This is a genomic window from Pseudomonas sp. Z18(2022) (genome assembly GCF_036346535.1).
Taxonomy (GTDB): Bacteria; Pseudomonadota; Gammaproteobacteria; order Pseudomonadales; family Pseudomonadaceae; genus Aquipseudomonas; species Aquipseudomonas yamanorum_A.
Window position 1 is genome coordinate 23,306 of record NZ_JAOTOA010000012.1, and the last position, 18,114, is coordinate 41,419.

The window sequence follows — 18,114 nt, forward strand, 5'->3', positions numbered from 1 at the left end:
GGGACTTCCCTCTTAAACGTACAGCCCTTGTAACGCAAAGGCGCATCCGAAGATGCGCCCTTAGCTGACAATGTAAAACCTTATCGCGCTTTCACGCTGCGGCCTTACTCAGCCTTTGGTGTCTCGCGCAGACGGATATGCAGCTCGCGCAGTGCCTTGGCATCCACCACACCCGGTGCTTGCGTCATCACGTCGGCAGCACTTTGGGTTTTCGGGAAGGCAATCACTTCACGGATCGACTGGGCACCGGTCATCAGCATCACCAGACGGTCCAGGCCGAAGGCCAGGCCGCCATGGGGTGGTGCGCCGTACTTCAGGGCGTCGAGCAGGAAGCCGAACTTCTCTTGCTGCTCATCTTCGTTGATGCCCAGCAGGCGGAAGACCGATTGCTGCATTTCCTTGCGGTGGATACGGATCGAACCGCCACCCAGCTCGGTGCCGTTCAACACCATGTCGTAGGCACGGGACAGAGCGCCAGCCGGGTTGGCTTCCAGCTCTTGCGGCGTGCACTTGGGCGCGGTGAACGGGTGGTGCAGCGCGCTGAAGCTGCCGTCGTCGTTCTCTTCGAACATCGGGAAGTCGACCACCCACATCGGCGCCCACTGGCAGGTCAGCAGGTTCAGGTCGTTGCCGACCTTGATCCGCAATGCACCCAGCGCTTCGCTGACGATCTTGGATTTGTCGGCGCCGAAGAACACGATGTCGCCGTCGACCGCGCCAACACGATCCAGGATCACGTTGAGGTTGGCTTCAGGGATGTTCTTGACGATTGGCGACTGCAGGCCTTCAACACCCTTGGCGCGCTCGTTGACCTTGATGTACGCCAGGCCCTTGGCACCGTAGATGCCGACGAACTTGGTGTAGTCGTCGATCTGCTTGCGCGGCATGCTCGCAGCGCCAGGAACGCGCAACGCGGCAATACGGCATTTAGGGTCGTTGGCCGGGCCGCTGAACACCTTGAAGTCGACATCTTTGAGTTGGTCTTCAACGTCAACCAGTTCCAGCGGGTTACGCAGGTCCGGCTTGTCGGAACCGTAACGACGCATGGCTTCTTCGAAAGTCATGTGCGGGAATTCGCCGAACTCCAGGTCCAGCACTTCCTTGAACAGGTTGCGGATCATCTGCTCGGTGATGCCCATGATCTCTTTTTCATCGAGGAAGCTGGTCTCGATGTCGATCTGGGTGAATTCCGGCTGGCGGTCAGCCCGCAGGTCTTCGTCACGGAAGCATTTGGCGATCTGGTAGTAACGATCGAAGCCGGCAACCATCAGCAGTTGCTTGAACAGCTGTGGCGATTGCGGCAACGCGAAGAAGGAACCGGCGTGGGTACGGCTCGGCACCAGGTAGTCGCGGGCGCCTTCCGGGGTTGCACGGGTCAGGATCGGCGTCTCGACGTCGAGGAAGCCGTTCTCGTCCAGGAAGCGACGGATGCTGGTGGTCATGCGCGAACGCAGGCGCAGCTTCTCGGCCATTTCCGGGCGACGCAGGTCGAGGAAGCGATAACGCAGGCGGGTTTCTTCGCCCACATCGGAGAACTCGTTCAGCGGGAACGGCGGGGTTTCCGACTCGTTCAACACTTCCAGCTCGTAGCCCAGCACTTCGATCATGCCCGACGCCATGTTGGCGTTGGTGGCACCGGCCGGACGCAGGCGAACCTTGCCGGTGATCTTCACGACGTACTCGCTGCGCACGCGATCGGCGGCGGCGAAGCTCTCGGCGCGGTCCGGATCGAACACCACCTGGGCCAGACCATCACGATCACGGATATCGAGGAAGATCACCCCGCCGTGGTCGCGGCGACGGTGAACCCATCCGCAAAGGGTGATTTCCTGACCTTCCAGGGTCTCGTTCAGTTGGCCGCAATAGTGGCTGCGCATCATGATAGTGGTTTCGCTTCTCGTAATTCGAAATTCGGTGGAGGCCTGCCTCATCACCGTACAGCTAAGTCAGGTGACGGATAATGCAGGAGCCTGCGCGTAGAGTTCAACTCAGTCTGCTTTGTCGCCGCCGGCCAGATTCTTCTTCGACCCGGTCTTGAAGTCGGTCTCGTACCAGCCATTGCCACTCAGGCGAAAGCCCGGCATGGACAACATCTTTTTAAGCTCCGGTGCCTGGCAGGCAGGGCAATCGACCAGCGGCGCGGCGCTGATCTTTTGAATGGCTTCCAACTGATGACCACAGGAAGCGCATTGATAGTCGTACATGGGCATGAAGATGTCTCGGCGATCAGATCACGGCATACGCCGCGCCCTGCCCTGACTCCAACCCTTGGGAAAGTCCCGGCATGCGCAGCAAAGCCCGGGATTATATCTGGTAAATCGAGGCTGTGCAGCCGTGGCGGCGCGCTGCTCTTTATATAGGTGCCTGCGACAGGCTCCTGCCGGGCGCCAGACCCGGGAGAAGCCCGGGCCCGACAGGATCAAGCCTGCCCCGGATGCACAGTGGGTGCGGTAATACGCCCTTTCAATACATGAACCACGCAAACCACCCTGACCAGGCCGCTGAAGTTCTTTACACCGCCATAACGCAAGTGCACTTCCCGGTCCACGTAAGATAGCAGCGCACTGACCGAACAGGTATTGATCCTGGCTATCTCCGCAAGGATATTCCAATAAACCTCTTCGAGTCGCAAACACGTCGAAAAACCATTAAGCCGAACGGATCGGGACAATGGCCTGGCCAGGTTCATATCAAACCCTTTGGCAAAAGGATCCACCTTTATTTTGTGCAAGCCGCACGTTTCCATAACTCCATTACCTGTTCCGCGAGACATACACTTGACACTCCATTGCCTGACGACCACCCATCAATCGTTGTTGTTGGCCGTTGGGCCTATAAAACATCAAGAAGACAAGTGCAGCCAGAAGACGGGGAGCCGAGCGCCGTAGGACAAGCCAACGCGCGTATCGGGAAGCTCGCAAGGGAAGGGAGTCGCAGAGGAACAAGCACGCGAGGGGCGTCAGCTAGACGCCCACCCGCATCAGGTGTTACTTGTTTTCGAGCAGGGAACGCAGCATCCACGCGGTCTTTTCATGAACTTGCATACGCTGGGTCAGCAAGTCGGCAGTCGGCTCATCGCTGACTTTATCCAACAACGGGAAGATGCCGCGGGCGGTACGGGTAACCGCTTCCTGGCCTTCGACCAATTGCTTGATCATGTCTTCAGCGCTCGGTACGCCCTCTTCTTCCTTGATCGAAGAAAGTCGCGCGTATACCGAGTAGGCACCCGGTGCCGGAAAGCCCAGGGCACGAATGCGTTCGGCAATGGAATCCACCGCCAGCGCCAATTCGTTGTACTGCTCTTCAAACATCAAGTGCAGTGTACGAAACATGGGGCCCGTTACGTTCCAATGGAAGTTATGGGTCTTCAGGTAAAGTACATAGGTATCGGAAAGCAGTCGCGAAAGTCCATCAACGATTGATTTACGATCTTCTTCACTGATACCAATATCGATTGCCATGTTTTTCCCCTTCAATTGATAAAAAATTCATTGATCAGGTGCTGGACCACTCTAGCAAGAGTGCCGGCCTTGCGCAGCCCGCACGGGCCTCCCGAGGTGCGGCAAATCGCCCCTTGCAGAGCGAATCTACACAGCAGGCCGGGCTTCACGCCCAGCGAGAAAAATTACCCAACACCTGCGAAAAAGCCTGCACCTGTCTAGGACAAGCGTTTGCCGCAGAAATGCCGTGCCCCTTGTAACAGCCTGAAATGCTTGATTTGAGTAGGCACAGGCTTTGCTGTTAAATAGGCAGCGTGTCGCCACCGTTATTTTTCACGGCAGCGACATAGGCTGATACCCGCGCACGTGCCCAACGCCTCCCATTGTTCAGAAGCGAACCGTGCCAGTCAGCTCTTCCTTGTGATCCGTCTTAACGTGAGTTAATCAAAATGTTGAAAATCGTCCACCTGCTAACGGGCGCAGCAGCTTTGCTGCTGTCCTTTATACCCAGCCTGCGATCAGAAACCCTGCCTTACCTGCAACAACCTGACGCTCTCTACCTGACCTTCTTTGGTCTTCTTAACCTGACACTGGCTCCAGTCATTCCTTACTGGAACAAAGGCCCGCGTCATCAACTGCAAAACCTGGTCAGCGCCCTGCTGGTCCTGGCTGTTGTCGTGCAAACCCTCACCCTGCTGGCGCCTATGCCTGAAGTCGGTGGCCACCCGGCCGTCCTGCTCAGCCTGGCAATAGCACTGATTGCCATCGTTCTTCATCTGGCCATCAGTTTTTACCGCTCCTCCCCGGCCGCTGCGTCGCAAAGCTACGACATGACCAACCGGGATACCGGTACCGTCAAGTGGTTCAACACCTCCAAGGGCTTCGGCTTCATTTCCCGGGATTCGGGCGACGATATCTTCGTCCACTTCCGGGCGATTCGCGGCGAAGGCCATCGCGTCCTGGTGGAAGGCCAGCGCGTGGAGTTCTCCGTGATGAACCGTGACAAGGGCCTGCAAGCTGAAGATGTGATCGCCGCGTTGCCGCGTCGCTGATTCCAGCACCCCGAAAAAAGAAACCGCGATGCAGCCTGGCTGCATCGCGGTTTTTTTATGCCCGGGGATTTCCCCCTGCCTCATTAATAATGAGGCGGTGGCGCTTCTTCCTCGGAGGACTCGAACTGGCCGCCCATTTCTTCCTGGCGCTTGAGTAGCGCCGTCATCTGCATCTGCAGGCGTTCGACCGCCCGTTGCTGGGTAACCAGGATGTCATTGAGGGTCTCGATGGTGTCGTCTTGAAAGGCCAGGCGACTCTCCAGGTCCATCACACGGTCTTGAAGGTCCATGGCTCAAGCCTCCAGGAACGTAAAGTCAGCCGGCAGGATCTCGCGCAGACGTGCACGAATCACCGCCACTTGCTCGTCGCTGTAAGGCTTCGCCGGATGCTTGCCCCAGACCGGCGCCGGCCAGGCGGCGTCGTCGCGCTTGCGTACGATCACATGCACGTGCAGTTGGCTGACAACATTGCCCAGGGCGCCAATGTTCATCTTGTCGGCGCCGAAGCCTTCATTCAGCAACTGCGCCAGCGCTGTGCTTTCCTGCCACACCCGCTGCTGGTCAGCGACATCCAGTTGAAACACTTCGCTGATAGCTTCTATGCGCGGCACCAGGATGAACCATGGATAATTCGAGTCATTGGACAGCAGCAGCCGGCACAGGGGGAAATCCCCGATGGGCAAGGTGTCTTGTTGAAGACGTGGATCTAAGGCGAACACAGCAGTCACTCCCGTTCGGCGGGTCAGGTTTCAGGCGCCCAGCATACCTGCGAATGCCTGGCGCTTCACGGCGAATGCATCAGGCCAAATACGCGCCCTAACAGGACGCCACAAAAAAAAGCGCACCATTTCGAGACAGGCCAATATTTCGGCTACGCTAAATGACCAATGCAACCGAACCTGGTCAAAGTCCGAGCACAGGACCCGCTTCAAGACCCTGATCCAGAGGGCTTGCAAGGCACAAACAGAGAGTTGGAGCAAAAAACCCGGCCGGGAACAACTGCACCAAAATGACCCATTTGTGCCTCAAAGGGATCCGCCGACTACCCACCGAACGGGGTGAACCGGTAACGTTTTGCCCTGGTGCAGATTTTATGCACCACCGAACAGGAGTACAGCAGGCGAGTCAAGGCCAAACCAAACGGCGTAAAAAGCCCGTGCTTATGCGGTTTTTACAGGGCTTTGACAATTTTCACGAAAAAATCACATTCGGTTTCCGGTTTGTGCACGCTTGTTGCATTCACACCCATATGGTCGACAACAGCACCGGCGGGAAGCAGGTGTTTCGCGACAGAAAACAACAGCGGGTCAATGCTTTTCAGGGAAGTGTTAAAACTTTTAAGGGTGACTTTTCCACCCTGATTCCAAGGTTTTAAAACAGTATTGAAGTTGTCAGTTCGGTTACATTCGGACTGTAAATTTGCGACATGGACATAGCAATTTACGACAGGCTCGTAAAGAAGCTGAAAGGATAGATGGGCAAGTATCGCCAATATTGTCAGCGTGATATAAGTTTGCGCCGACACAAAAAAGAAAGAGCCGCCCAGACAAAAATATAGGTGGGACGGCAGTACTCTTCCTAAAACCAAAGGAGCAAATCACGATGCGCGTGATGAAGTGGAGCATGATCGCCCTGGCTGTTTCAGCAGGCACCTCGCAGTTCGCAATGGCGTCCTCCCAGGACGATTCCAAGGGCTTTGTTGAAGACAGTACCTTCAGCATCAACACTCGCCTCCTGAACTTTAGCCGCGACTTCCGTAACAATGACACCGGCAAAAGCCGCGTCGACGAAACCGGCCTGGGCTTCAACGGCCTGTACCAGTCGGGCTTCACCCAAGGCACCATCGGTGTGGGTGTCGACGTGATCGGTCTGTTGGGCGTCAAACTGGACAGCGGCAAGGGTCGTTCCGGTACCGGCCTGTTTCCTACCGGCTCCGACGGTCGCTCGCAGGATGACTACTCCAAAGGCGGCGGCGCAGTTAAGTTCCGTATCTCCGATACGGTCCTGAAAATCGGCGACCAGTACACCACCGCGCCTGTATTCGCTTCCGACGACAGCCGTCTGCTGCCTGAATTGCCACAGGGTATCTCGCTTGTCAGCAACGAGATCAAAGGCCTGAAACTTGAAGGCGGTCACTTCACGTCGAGCGTGGCGCAAGCCCAGACCTACCGCGACAGCCTGGGCCTGACAAAAACCGACTTCATCGGTGGCGTCTACGCCCTGACTCCAGAAGTCAGCGCCAGCCTCTACTACGCGAAGACCGAAGACTACTGGAAGAAAACCTACGCCAACCTGAACTGGACCCATGCGCTTAGCAATGAACAGTCCCTGGCGGTCGACTTCAACATCTACAGCACCAAAAGTGATGGCGCTGGCCTGCAACGGGCTGAGAAAGACGGCACCACCAAACTGGATAACCGTGCATACAGCTTGCAAGGCGCGTACACCATCCAGGCTCACACCTTTACCCTGGCCTACCAGAAGGTTAGCGGTGACGGTGACTACGGCTACGGCGTAGACGGCGGCGGCACGATCTTCCTTGCCAACTCCATCGCTCGTTCCGACTTCAACGCTGAAGACGAGAAGTCCTTCCAGGCTCGCTACGACCTGAACATGGCGACTTTCGGCGTACCAGGCCTGAGCTTCATGACTCGCTACGTTAAAGGTACCGGCGCCAACACCGCCGACACCTCGAACGGTAAAGAGTGGGAACGTGACATCGAAGCCAAGTACGTGATCCAGAGCGGCCCAGCCAAAGACCTGAGCCTGCGCGTACGTCAAGCCACTTATCGCTCCAGCGATGGTGTGTACTACGGTTCGGCGTCCATCGACGAACTGCGTCTGATCGCACAATACCCGCTGAACATCTTGTAATTGGCAGTTTGATTACAACGATGACTTAGGGCTTCGGCTCTAACTAAAAAGCCGCTCACTTGTTCGCAAGTGAGCGGCTTTTTTATTGCAACTTGATCTCAACAACCACATAACTAGCAAGCTAACTATCTAGTTTAATCCTACACATCAAACCTGACACATCGGACAAGTTTGATCCGCAAGTCACACCCTCACTTCGTAGCGCTTTCCTGCATTACTCGAATAACCCGCTGGGGAAACGGAATATCGATTCCCGCGCCTTTCAAACGATCACGTGCCAGTTCATTGAACATGAACATCACATCCCAATAATCCGAAGTCTTGGTCCAGACTCGCAGGGAAACGGTGATTGAACTGTCGCCCAGGGTCGAAACCACGGCTGCCGGCGCAGGATCAGCCAGTACCCGTGGGTCCTTGGCCAGTTCCAGCAGCACTTCGCGCGCTTTCTGCAGGTCGGCTTCGTAGTCGACACCCACATCAAACACCACTTTGCGGGTCGGCTGACGGTTGGTGTTGGTGATGAGGCCGTTGGACAGGCTGCCGTTCGGGATGATCACCGTCTTGTTGTCGCCGGTGCGCAACACGGTGTGAAAGATCTGGATGCTGTCGACGGTACCGGAAGTGCCCTGGGCTTCGATCCAGTCACCAATGCGGAACGGACGGAACAACAGAATCAGCACACCGCCGGCGAAGTTCGCCAGGCTGCCTTGCAATGCCAGACCGATGGCCAGGGTAGCGGCACCAATCGCGGCAACGAACGAAGTGGTTGCCACGCCGATCATCGAGGCCACGTTGACCACCAGCATGACCTTGAGCGCAATGTTCGCAAGGCTGGTAATGAAGTGTTGCAACGCCAGGTCAGCATTACGCAGTGCCAGCAAACGCCCCACTCGGTGGGTCAAGACGTTGATCAGCCACCAACCGATGGCCAGGGTGACCAAGGCCAGCAAAAACCGGCTGCCGTATTCCATGATCATCGGTAACCACGACTCCGAGGTCTTGATCAGGTGATCCACTTCAGCGTTCAAATCCATCTACATTCTCCTGTTTACCGGATGCTCGGCATATTGAGTGGCCATAAATGCAATTGAGCCCCGTAGGGCTCAATGGTGGGCGCAGGCTCTGGGGCGTGGGACGTCAAAAACGCCCGCAGGTTCCCCAAAGAGCCATCAGTCGCGGAAGTTATTGAACTGCAGCGGCATGTCGAAAGTCTTGGCGCGCAAGGCGGCAATGGCCTCTTGCAAGTCATCACGCTTCTTGCCGGTGATACGCACCTGCTCGCCCTGGATCGCGGCCTGGACCTTGAGCTTGGCGTCCTTGACATGAGCGACGATTTTCTTCGCCAGCTCCTTGTCGATGCCTTCTTTGAACACGACTTCCTGTTTCATCAGCTTGCCGGAGGCATAAGCGTCCTTGATTTCAAGGCACTGTGCATCGATCTTGCGCTTGACCAGCGACAGCTTGAGGATCTCAATCATCGCTTCAAGCTGGAAGTCGGCTTCTGCGGTGAGGTTGACGGCGAGGTCTTTTTCCTTGAACTCGAAGCTGCCCTTGCCCTTCAAGTCATAGCGACGATCCAGCTCCTTGACGGCGTTCTCGACGGCGTTGGTGAGTTCGTGCTTGTCCAGTTCGGATACCACGTCGAACGACGGCATGTAATTTCTCCAATAAAAAGGGGCGCGGCTCAGTAGAGATGGAGCACGCCCAGGCTAAAATGCCCGGGCATTATAGCGGTTCTTTCGCCTCGTTCACTGCGGGCAGCCTTACGGAGTAAAAACTGATGTCGACCACCTGGCATGTCCTCGGTGCTGGCAGCCTCGGAACACTCTGGGCCACCCGCCTGGCCCGTGCCGGGCTGCCCGTACGGCTGATCCTGCGGGACCACGCGCGGCTGGCGAGCTATCAGGCGGCTGATGGACTGACCCTGGTTGAGCAAGGCGTGGCCCACACCTACCCGGTCGTTGGCGAAACCTGCGACAGTCCGGGGCCGATTCATCGCCTGCTGGTGGCGTGCAAAGCCTACGACGCCCAAGAGGCCGTCGCACAGCTTGAACACCGGCTGGCGCCCGACGCCGAACTGATCCTGCTGCAAAACGGCCTGGGCAGCCAGGACGCGGTCGCCGCCCAACTGCCCCAAGCCCGCTGTATTTTTGCCTCCAGCACCGAAGGCGCGTTTCGCGAAAGCGACTGGCGGGTAGTGTTTGCCGGCCACGGTTATACCTGGCTCGGGGACGCGAGCCACCCTACTCCACCGATATGGCTGGATGACCTGCAAGCCGCCGGCATTCCCCACGAGTGGAGCACCGACATCCTCACCCGCCTGTGGCGCAAACTGGCGCTGAACTGCGCAATCAACCCGCTGACCGTGCTGTATGAATGCCGCAATGGCGACCTGCAAGCCCATCAATGCGAGGTCGCCACCCTGTGCGCCGAACTCGCCGAGCTGCTTGAGTGCTGCGGCCAACCGGCTGCCGCACAGGATTTGCAAAACGAAGTGGAGCGTGTGATCCAGGCCACCGCAGCCAATTACTCGTCGATGTACCAGGACGTAGCCAGTGGCCGACGCACCGAAATCAGCTACCTGCTGGGGTACGCCTGCCAGGCGGCCGCACGCCATCAACTGAGCTTGCCGCACCTGCAGCAACTCCAGGTGCGATTGGTGCAGCGACTGTCTGCACGCGGATTGCCCAGCGACTGAAGCACGCGCTACCCTGCCTGCTTGTTCCTTTGCAGCGAAAACCTTGATGCCACTGCGCCAGCGTCTCGAAAATCTACCGGTTGGGCAGAAACTGCTGGCGGCCCTGCTGGTTTTGTTGACCACCGTGTTGCTGGTGGCCAACCTTACCTTTATCAGCGCCGCCTACTGGATCTCCCAGGAAAGCATGGCGCCCCAGGCCTTGCAGGCCATCGGTCGGCTGGTGTCCAACCCGTCACTGTCTGCCGAGGCGCTGGACTCACCGCTCAAGGCGCAAACCCTGCTGGATGAACTCACCAGTTATTCGCCATTAAGGGCTGCGGCCTTGTATGACGGCGACGGGACACGCCTGGCCCAGTTGCAACACGCCAATCGCCTGCACCTGCCAGACAACTACCACGAGATTGAAATCTGGCGCGCCACCGAATTTCGCAGCAATCAAGTGATCACCATTCCCCGGGCCGGCCAACCGTCCGGGCATCTGTTGCTGGTGGCCAGCAGCGAACTGCCGGTGGCGTTCTACACCGGCACCTTCACCGCCAGCCTGGGCATCCTGATTTTCAGCGTACTGCTATGGCTGGTGATTGCCCGGCAGATCAAGCGCCTGATTACCCGGCCGATCCATGAGCTGGAAGAGTTGTCGCGCCAGGTCACCCGGGAAGAGAACTACGCCCTGCGCGCCGGTCGCGGTAACCATGACGAAATCGGCAGCCTGGCCGAAGCCTTCAATACCATGCTCTCGCGCATTGAAGCCCGCGAACAGCAACTCAAGCGCGCGCGGGACGATTCCCAGGCCGCCTACGATCAAGCCCAGGGCCTGGCGGAAGAAACCCGCCACACCAACCGCAAGCTGGAGCTGGAAGTGCAGGTGCGCAGCAAGATCGAGAAAAAACTCACCGGTTTCCAGAATTACCTCAACAGCATCATCGACTCGATGCCCTCGGCGCTGATCGCCCTCGATGAACAGCTCTACGTCACCCAATGGAACCAGGAAGCCAGTGCGCTTTCCGGCACCCGCCTGGACGAGGCGCTGAACCAGCCGATCTTCCTCGCCTTCCAGCCGCTCAAGCCCTTCCTGCCGCAGATCAAGGCCACAGTGGAGCAACACACCGTGGAACGGATCGAGCGGGTAACCTGGGTCAAGGATGACGAGGCCAAACACTACGCCCTGACGTTCTACCCGCTGATGGGCGGTGCCGGGCGCGGCGTGGTGATCCGGATCGACGACATCACCCAGCGCCTGTCCCTGGAAGAAATGATGGTGCAGTCCGAGAAGATGCTCTCGGTCGGCGGCCTGGCCGCCGGCATGGCCCACGAAATCAACAACCCGCTGGGGGCGATCCTGCATAACGTGCAGAACATCCGCCGCCGGCTGTCCAACGAACTGCCTAAAAACCTCGAGCATGCCGAGCAGGTGGGCATTGACCTGGACACGGTCAACCGCTACCTGCAAAGCCGCGAAGTGCCGCAATTGCTCGATGGCATCCAGCAAGCCGGCGCCCGAGCGGCAAAAATCGTCACCCATATGCTCAGCTTCAGCCGCCGCAGCAACCGCCAGATGGCGCCCTGCGACTTGCCGGCCTTGATCGACCAGGCGGTGGAAATTGCCGGCAACGATTTCGACCTCACCGTGGGCTTCGACTTCAAGGGCCAGGCGATCATCCGCCAGTTCGATCCGCAGTTGGGCCCGGTGCCCGGCACCGCCAACGAACTGGAACAGGTACTGCTCAACCTGCTGAAAAACGCCGCCCAGGCGATTCACCAGCGCGAAGACGACAGCGAGCCCGGGCGCATCATCCTGCGTACCCGGCTCAACCCGCCCTGGGCGGAAATCCAGGTGGAAGACAACGGCATCGGCATGAGCGAAAACGTGCGCAAACGCACCTTCGAACCGTTCTTCACCACCAAGGAAATCGGCCAGGGCACGGGGCTTGGGTTATCGGTTTCGTATTTCATCATCACCAACAATCACAAGGGGCAGATGGAGGTCCAGTCGACCCTCGGCCAAGGCACCTGCTTCACCCTGCGGCTACCTTTGGCGGGCAGCCAATTGCCCCCCAACGAACTCACTCAACTGGAGCGCTAACCATGGGCTTTCGCCTGTCGAAGATTTATACCCGTACCGGCGACAAGGGCGAAACCGGCCTGGGCGACGGCCGCCGCGTGCCCAAGGACCATCCACGGGTGGAGGCGATTGGCGAAGTGGATGCGCTGAACAGCCAACTTGGTTTGCTGTTGGCGGGTCTGGAGGAACAGAGCGGGCAACATCCGGCGCTTAAGGATGTGATCGAAGTGCTGACGCCTTGCCAGCATCGACTGTTTGATCTGGGCGGTGAGTTGGCGATGCCCGTGTATAAGGCGCTGAATGCGGCGGAAGTCGACCGTTTGGAAGCGGCGATCGATCGCTGGAACGAAGAGGTCGGGCCGCTGGAGAACTTCATTCTGCCGGGTGGTTCGGCGTTGATTGCCCAGGCCCATGTATGCCGCAGCCTGGCCCGCAGTGCAGAACGGCGGTGTCAGCACCTGAATGCGGTGGAACCGCTGGAAGGCGTGGGGTTGGCGTATATCAACCGGCTGTCGGACTTGCTGTTCGTGGCGGCCAGGGTGATTGCCAAGCGCCAGGGCGTTGCGGAGATTTTGTGGCAGGCGGCCGCAAAGCCGCACTAATGCTTACTGACTGATTGAACCTGTGGTGAGGGAGCTTGCTCCCGCTGGAGTGCGAAGCGCTCCCAATATTTTGGGTCTGCTGCGCAGCCCAGCGGGAGCAAGCTCCCTCGCCACAACAAGCTGCCTTGGCCATTGGCCAAGGTTATGCCTCAAACCTCTGGCCAGAACGCCCGAATCCCCGCCACACCTTGAGCCCCGGCTTCCCAGGCCTTTTCCAGCTCGGCAGGCCCAACCCCACCGAGCAAGAACACCGGCTTGCTGAACCCGCTGATCAACTGCTGCGCCTGCTCCCAACCCAACGGCTGCGCGTCAGGATGAGTCTGGGTCGGCTGCACCGGCGACAACGTCACGAAATCCACGTCCATCAACTCCGCCAACGCCAGCTCTTCAGCATTATGGCAAGACGCCGCCAACCAACGATCCTTGGGTAAAGGTCGCCCCTTGCTGGCGTACTTGCGCAGTTGCGCCGAGGTCATATGCCAACCGGCCGCGGGGAAATCCCCCAGCCACTCAAACGGCCCCTTGAGCATCAACTGAGCCTTGCCCGCACACAGGCCCACGGCGTCCACCGCCAGGTCACGGTACTTGGGGTCGTAACCGTTGGGGGCACGCAACTGAACCAGCTTGATGCCGTCCGCGATGGCTTTTTGAATACCGCGCAACAGCACCGGGGTTTCCAGCTCACCGGGCGTGATGAGGTATTGCGCCGGCAACCGCGCCGCGGCAACGATCGGCGCATTGGCCGCCGGAAACTCATAGTTCGGCAGGTCCCGCGGGGCGACCCATTCAAGGGGCTGGCCTTCGGCACCGTGGGGCTCGCCGGTAAAGGCCGAGACTTCCCAGACATCCAGCAACACCTGCTTGTCCGGGTAATCATGTTGCACCTTGATCAACGGGCGAGCCGTGGTGACCTGGATGCCCAGCTCTTCCTGCAATTCACGGGACAGCGCGGTAGCGACCGATTCATCGGCCTCCACCTTGCCACCGGGAAACTCCCAGAGGCCGCCCTGATGCTGGGTATCGGCGCGGCGCGCCAGCAGAATCCTGCCGTCGACACCCCGGATGACCGCTGCTGCTACATGAACTCGTTTCACCGCACTGTTCCTCTAAACGTAAATCCACCTGTAGGAGCGAGCTTGCTCGCGAAAGTCGTTAACGATAACGCGGGCTTGCTGGTTCAAAGAGGCGCCCTCTGGTTTTTCGCGAGCAAGCTCGCTCCTACAGTGATACCCGCCATACCTGTGTATCAGGTGCGGTATTCCGCGTTGATCTTCACGTACTCGTGGGACAGGTCAGTGGTCCAGATGGTTTCGCTGCACTCGCCGCGACCCAGCTCGATACGGATGGTGATTTCTTCCTGCTGCATCACCGCAGAACCCTGGGCTTCGGTGTACGTCTCGGCACGGGCGCCACGGCTGGCGATGCACACTTCGCCGAGGAACACGTCGATCTTGCTCACATCCAGGTTCGGCACACCGGCACGGCCAACAGCAGCCAGGATACGGCCCCAGTTCGGGTCAGAGGCAAACAGCGCAGTCTTGATCAACGGCGAGTGAGCCACGGTGTAGCCCACATCCAGGCATTCCTGGTGGTTGCCGCCGCCGTTGACTTCAACCGTCACAAACTTGGTGGCGCCTTCGCCGTCACGCACGATGGCCTGGGCCACGTCCATGCAAACTTCAAACACCGCCTGCTTCAAGGCTGCGAAATACGCGCCGTTGGACGAGGTGATTTCCGGCAGGTCGGCCTGGCCGGTAGCGATCAACATGCAGCAATCGTTGGTCGAAGTGTCGCCGTCGATGGTGATGCGGTTGAACGACTTGTTGGCGCCATCGAGCATCAGGTTCTGCAGCACATCACGGGAGACTTTGGCGTCGGTGGCGATGTAGCCGAGCATGGTCGCCATGTTCGGGCGAATCATGCCGGCGCCTTTGCTGATGCCAGTGACGGTAACGGTCACGCCTTCGTGCACAAACTGGCGGCTCGCGCCTTTTGGCAGGGTGTCGGTAGTCATGATGCCGGTGGCCGCGGCCGCCCAGTTATCCACCGACAGGTCATCCAGTGCAGCTTGCAGCGCGCCTTCGATTTTCTCTACCGGCAGCGGCTCACCGATCACGCCGGTGGAGTACGGCAGCACCTGGCTGGGGTCCACGCCGGTCAGCTCGGCCAGCTTGGCGCAGGTGCGGGCAGCGGCAGCCAGGCCTGGCTCACCGGTGCCGGCGTTGGCATTGCCGGTGTTGGTCAGCAGGTAGCGCACCGGGCCTTCAACCCGCTGCTTGGCCAGGATCACGGGAGCTGCGCAAAACGCGTTCAGGGTGAACACACCCGCGACGGTCGAGTCTTCGGCACAGCGCATCACCACCACATCCTTGCGCCCCGGGCGCTTGATGCCGGCCGAAGCGATACCGAGTTCAAAACCGGCAACCGGGTGCAACGTGGGCAAAGGACCAAGACCAACAGCCATGAATGCGCTCCTAAAAATATTGGATGTGTACCCCGTCGCTATCGACGGTGATGAAATGGCAAAACGCCGCGACGGCTGATGCCGGTCGCGGCGCGGGGGTGTTGCAGCGTCAGGCGAAAATCTTAGTTGATTTCGCCGTGGCAGTGTTTGAACTTCTTGCCCGAACCGCACCAGCACAGCTCGTTGCGACCCAGCTTCTGCTCATTGCGCACCGGGGCTTGGGCCAGGGCCACATCGACCTCTTCGCCCAACACTTCCGGAGCCTCAAGACCAGGCGCTTCGTCGTGCTGGAACTGCATGCGCGCAGCCAGTGCCTCGGCTTCCTGGCGCAGGCGAGCTTCTTCCTCGATCGGGTCTTCGCGACGCACCTGAACGTGGGACAGCACACGAATCGAATCGCGCTTGATCGAATCCAGCAGCTCGGAGAACAGCGTGAACGACTCGCGCTTGTACTCCTGCTTCGGGTTCTTCTGGGCGTAGCCACGCAAGTGGATGCCGTGACGCAGGTGGTCCATAGTCGACAGGTGGTCTTTCCACAGGTCGTCCAGCACGCGCAGTACGATTTGCTTCTCGAAGGTGCGCAGTGCTTCAGCACTCGCCTGCTCTTCTTTTTCGTTGTACGCGGCCAGCAGCTCGGTCATGAGCTTCTCGCGCAGGGTTTCTTCGTACAGGTGATCGTCTTCGTCGAGCCATTGCTGGACCGGCAAGTCGACACCAAAGTCGCTCTTCAGCGCCGCTTCCAGGCCGGCAACATCCCACTGCTCAGGCAGCGATTGTGGCGGAATGTGTGCGCTGACGGTGGCGTTGAGCACGTCCTGGCGGAAATCGGCAATGGTCTCGCCGATGTTGGTGGCGGCCAACAAACTGTTACGCATGTGATAAATCACTTTACGCTGTTCGTTATTGACGTCATCGAACTCGAGCAGTTGCTTACGAATGTCGAAGTTGCGGCCTTCTACCTTGCGCTGGGCCTTCTCGATGGCGTTGGTCACCATGCGGTGTTCAATCGCTTCACCGGACTGCATGCCCAGGGCTTTCATGAAGTTCTTCACCCGGTCCGAGGCGAAGATGCGCATCAGGCTGTCTTCCAGGGACAGGTAGAAACGGCTGGAACCGGCGTCGCCCTGACGACCGGCACGACCACGCAGCTGGTTGTCGATACGGCGCGATTCATGGCGCTCGGAAGCGATCACCTGCAAGCCACCGGACTCCAGCACTTGCTGGTGACGCTTCTGCCAGTCGGCCTTGATCTGTGCGATTTGCTCAGGCGTTGGATCTTCCAGGGAAGCCACTTCCACTTCCCAGTTACCGCCCAACAGGATGTCGGTACCACGACCGGCCATGTTGGTGGCGATGGTCAATGCACCCGGGCGACCGGCCTGGGCGATGATCTCGGCTTCTTTTTCGTGGAACTTGGCGTTGAGGACCTTGTGCTCGATGCCTTCCTTGTTCAGCAAGCTGGACATGTGCTCGGAAGTTTCGATGGTGGCCGTACCCACCAGCACCGGACGGCCCTGGGCCATGCATTCCTTGATGTCGGCGACGATGGCCGCGTATTTCTCGTCGGCGGTCAGGAACACCAGGTCGTTGAAGTCTTTACGCGCCAGTGGTTTGTTCGGCGGGATAACCATTACCGACAGACCGTAGATCTGGTGGAATTCGAACGCTTCGGTGTCGGCTGTACCGGTCATGCCGGACAGTTTGTTGTACAGACGGAAGTAGTTCTGGAAGGTGGTCGAGGCCAGGGTCTGGCTTTCAGCCTGGATGTTCAGGACTTCCTTGGCTTCGATCGCCTGGTGCAGGCCTTCCGACAAACGGCGGCCCGGCATGGTACGACCGGTGTGTTCGTCGACCAGTACGACCTGGCCGTCCTGCACGATGTATTCAACGTTGCGATGGAACAGCTTGTGAGCGCGCAGGCCTGCATACACGTGGGTCAACAGGCCCAGGTTGTGCGCCGAGTACAGGCTCTCGCCTTCAGCCAGCAGGCCGATCTGGGTCAGCATGTCTTCGACGAACTGGTGACCGGCTTCGTTGAGCTCGACCTGACGGGTCTTCTCGTCGATGGTGAAGTGACCTTCTTTGGTCACCACGCCTTCCACTTCCTCGATGTGTTGCTCAAGGCGCGGGATCAGCTTGTTGATCTCGGTGTACAGGCGCGAGCTGTCCTCGGCCTGACCGGAAATGATCAGCGGGGTACGGGCTTCGTCGATCAGGATGGAGTCGACTTCGTCGATCACGGCAAAGTTGAGTTCGCGCTGGAATTTTTCTTCCATGCTGAACGCCATGTTGTCGCGCAGGTAGTCGAAACCGAATTCGTTGTTGGTACCGTAGGTGATGTCGGCAGCGTAGGCGGCGCGCTTCTCTTCCGGCGGCTGGAACGGCGTGACAACACCGACGGTCAGGCCGAGGAATTCATACAGCGGACGCATCCAGTTGGCATCCCGGCGAGCCAGGTAGTCGTTCACCGTCACAACGTGCACGCCCTTGCCGGACAGTGCGTTGAGGTAAACGCCCAGGGTTGCCACCAGGGTCTTGCCTTCACCGGTACGCATTTCGGCAATCATGCCTTCATGCAAGGTCATGCCGCCGATCAACTGAACGTCGAAGTGGCGCATGCCCATGACACGCTTACCGGCTTCGCGGGCGACCGCAAAGGCTTCGGGAAGCAGCTTGTCGAGGGTTTCACCTTTGGCTATGCGGGCCTTGAACTCTTCGGTCTTGGCGCGCAATTGCTCGTCCGAAAGGGCAACCATCTGCTCTTCGAAGGCATTGACCAGCTGCACCGTCTTGAGCATGCGTTTGACTTCGCGCTCATTCTTGCTTCCAAAAAGTTTCTTTAACAAAGGCGCAAACATATCGGCAGGTTCTTCCACACATAGGGATGGAGGGCGCCCCGTGAGTCGCCCGAGCAGCCCTCAC

At 58.8% G+C, this 18,114-nt stretch carries 16 protein-coding genes; 5 read left to right on the top strand and 11 right to left on the bottom strand.

Annotated features, from left to right (window positions below):
• Positions 1-104 precede the first annotated feature (104 nt).
• The 4 genes from aspS to V3W39_RS21635 form a co-directional block, all read right to left on the bottom strand.
• Positions 105-1,880: an aspartate--tRNA ligase gene (gene aspS, locus V3W39_RS21620; protein ID WP_258347414.1), complete on the bottom strand. Its 1,776-nt coding sequence runs from the start codon at positions 1,878-1,880 to the stop codon at positions 105-107.
• Between the two features lie 108 nt (positions 1,881-1,988).
• Positions 1,989-2,210 (bottom strand): FmdB family zinc ribbon protein, encoded by a 222-nt coding sequence (locus tag V3W39_RS21625; RefSeq protein WP_003209804.1) that lies wholly within the window; start codon positions 2,208-2,210, stop codon positions 1,989-1,991.
• Positions 2,211-2,419: 209 nt separating this feature from the next.
• Complete coding sequence (locus tag V3W39_RS21630; RefSeq protein WP_177046026.1) at positions 2,420-2,773, bottom strand: ribbon-helix-helix domain-containing protein; 354 nt, start codon at positions 2,771-2,773, stop codon at positions 2,420-2,422.
• A gap of 214 nt (positions 2,774-2,987) precedes the next feature.
• A complete protein-coding gene (locus V3W39_RS21635; protein ID WP_003209800.1) occupies positions 2,988-3,461 on the bottom strand; it encodes a Dps family protein in 474 nt (157 codons plus the stop codon).
• 428 nt (positions 3,462-3,889) lie between these two features.
• On the opposite strand from V3W39_RS21635, the gene V3W39_RS21640 reads away from it, so the two are divergent.
• Positions 3,890-4,492, top strand: a complete 603-nt coding sequence (locus V3W39_RS21640) for a cold-shock protein (RefSeq protein WP_177046024.1) — start codon at positions 3,890-3,892, stop codon at positions 4,490-4,492.
• Between the two features lie 83 nt (positions 4,493-4,575).
• Here the strand turns inward: V3W39_RS21640 and V3W39_RS21645 are convergent, their stop codons facing one another.
• Together V3W39_RS21645 and V3W39_RS21650 are read right to left on the bottom strand one after the other, a co-directional pair.
• A complete protein-coding gene (locus V3W39_RS21645) occupies positions 4,576-4,782 on the bottom strand; it encodes a SlyX family protein (protein WP_169386128.1) in 207 nt (68 codons plus the stop codon).
• A 3-nt stretch (positions 4,783-4,785) separates the two neighbouring features.
• Positions 4,786-5,211 (bottom strand): HIT domain-containing protein, encoded by a 426-nt coding sequence (locus tag V3W39_RS21650; RefSeq protein WP_177046022.1) that lies wholly within the window; start codon positions 5,209-5,211, stop codon positions 4,786-4,788.
• Between the two features lie 883 nt (positions 5,212-6,094).
• Here V3W39_RS21650 and V3W39_RS21655 point away from each other — a divergent pair.
• Positions 6,095-7,366: an OprD family porin gene (locus V3W39_RS21655; protein WP_177046020.1), complete on the top strand. Its 1,272-nt coding sequence runs from the start codon at positions 6,095-6,097 to the stop codon at positions 7,364-7,366.
• A gap of 191 nt (positions 7,367-7,557) precedes the next feature.
• On the opposite strand, the gene V3W39_RS21660 is transcribed toward V3W39_RS21655, so the two are convergent.
• Positions 7,558-8,400, bottom strand: a complete 843-nt coding sequence (locus V3W39_RS21660; RefSeq protein WP_177046018.1) for a mechanosensitive ion channel family protein — start codon at positions 8,398-8,400, stop codon at positions 7,558-7,560.
• 135 nt (positions 8,401-8,535) lie between these two features.
• On the bottom strand, positions 8,536-9,021 hold the full coding sequence (locus V3W39_RS21665) for a YajQ family cyclic di-GMP-binding protein (protein ID WP_093205682.1): 486 nt from the start codon (positions 9,019-9,021) through the stop codon (positions 8,536-8,538).
• A 125-nt stretch (positions 9,022-9,146) separates the two neighbouring features.
• Between V3W39_RS21665 and V3W39_RS21670 the strand changes: the two genes are divergently transcribed.
• Genes V3W39_RS21670 through V3W39_RS21680 form a run of 3 tightly spaced genes read left to right on the top strand, consistent with a single transcriptional unit; the run spans position 9,147 to position 12,728 of the window.
• The gene (locus V3W39_RS21670) at positions 9,147-10,064 is read left to right on the top strand and encodes a putative 2-dehydropantoate 2-reductase (protein WP_259196835.1); all 918 of its coding nucleotides are present in this window, start codon (positions 9,147-9,149) and stop codon (positions 10,062-10,064) included.
• Between the two features lie 46 nt (positions 10,065-10,110).
• Entirely contained in the window at positions 10,111-12,147 is a 2,037-nt protein-coding gene (locus V3W39_RS21675) for a sensor histidine kinase (protein ID WP_177046014.1), read from the top strand.
• A gap of 2 nt (positions 12,148-12,149) precedes the next feature.
• Complete coding sequence (locus tag V3W39_RS21680; protein ID WP_063027599.1) at positions 12,150-12,728, top strand: cob(I)yrinic acid a,c-diamide adenosyltransferase; 579 nt, start codon at positions 12,150-12,152, stop codon at positions 12,726-12,728.
• A gap of 149 nt (positions 12,729-12,877) precedes the next feature.
• On the opposite strand, the gene V3W39_RS21685 is transcribed toward V3W39_RS21680, so the two are convergent.
• From V3W39_RS21685 to secA, 3 genes are all read right to left on the bottom strand, one after another.
• Positions 12,878-13,822: a Nudix family hydrolase gene (locus V3W39_RS21685; protein WP_330213324.1), complete on the bottom strand. Its 945-nt coding sequence runs from the start codon at positions 13,820-13,822 to the stop codon at positions 12,878-12,880.
• Between the two features lie 152 nt (positions 13,823-13,974).
• Complete coding sequence (gene argJ / locus V3W39_RS21690) at positions 13,975-15,192, bottom strand: bifunctional glutamate N-acetyltransferase/amino-acid acetyltransferase ArgJ (RefSeq protein ID WP_330213325.1); 1,218 nt, start codon at positions 15,190-15,192, stop codon at positions 13,975-13,977.
• A 122-nt stretch (positions 15,193-15,314) separates the two neighbouring features.
• Positions 15,315-18,050 carry a preprotein translocase subunit SecA gene (gene secA / locus V3W39_RS21695; protein ID WP_177046008.1) on the bottom strand — a complete coding sequence of 912 codons (2,736 nt, stop codon included), beginning with the start codon at positions 18,048-18,050 and terminating at the stop codon, positions 15,315-15,317.
• Between the last annotated feature and the right edge of the window lie 64 nt (positions 18,051-18,114).

Excerpts from the sequence above, each read along its gene's own strand:
- aspS (WP_258347414.1), bottom strand. The coding sequence starts at position 1,880 with ATGATGCGCAGCCACTATTGCGGCCAACTGAACGAGACCCTGGAAGGT.
- V3W39_RS21625 (WP_003209804.1), bottom strand. The coding sequence starts at position 2,210 with ATGCCCATGTACGACTATCAATGCGCTTCCTGTGGTCATCAGTTGGAA.
- V3W39_RS21630 (WP_177046026.1), bottom strand. The coding sequence starts at position 2,773 with ATGTCTCGCGGAACAGGTAATGGAGTTATGGAAACGTGCGGCTTGCAC.
- V3W39_RS21635 (WP_003209800.1), bottom strand. The coding sequence starts at position 3,461 with ATGGCAATCGATATTGGTATCAGTGAAGAAGATCGTAAATCAATCGTT.
- V3W39_RS21640 (WP_177046024.1), top strand. The coding sequence starts at position 3,890 with ATGTTGAAAATCGTCCACCTGCTAACGGGCGCAGCAGCTTTGCTGCTG.
- V3W39_RS21645 (WP_169386128.1), bottom strand. The coding sequence starts at position 4,782 with ATGGACCTTCAAGACCGTGTGATGGACCTGGAGAGTCGCCTGGCCTTT.
- V3W39_RS21655 (WP_177046020.1), top strand. The coding sequence starts at position 6,095 with ATGCGCGTGATGAAGTGGAGCATGATCGCCCTGGCTGTTTCAGCAGGC.
- V3W39_RS21660 (WP_177046018.1), bottom strand. The coding sequence starts at position 8,400 with ATGGATTTGAACGCTGAAGTGGATCACCTGATCAAGACCTCGGAGTCG.
- V3W39_RS21665 (WP_093205682.1), bottom strand. The coding sequence starts at position 9,021 with ATGCCGTCGTTCGACGTGGTATCCGAACTGGACAAGCACGAACTCACC.
- V3W39_RS21670 (WP_259196835.1), top strand. The coding sequence starts at position 9,147 with ATGTCGACCACCTGGCATGTCCTCGGTGCTGGCAGCCTCGGAACACTC.
- V3W39_RS21675 (WP_177046014.1), top strand. The coding sequence starts at position 10,111 with ATGCCACTGCGCCAGCGTCTCGAAAATCTACCGGTTGGGCAGAAACTG.
- V3W39_RS21680 (WP_063027599.1), top strand. The coding sequence starts at position 12,150 with ATGGGCTTTCGCCTGTCGAAGATTTATACCCGTACCGGCGACAAGGGC.
- argJ (WP_330213325.1), bottom strand. The coding sequence starts at position 15,192 with ATGGCTGTTGGTCTTGGTCCTTTGCCCACGTTGCACCCGGTTGCCGGT.
- secA (WP_177046008.1), bottom strand. The coding sequence starts at position 18,050 with ATGTTTGCGCCTTTGTTAAAGAAACTTTTTGGAAGCAAGAATGAGCGC.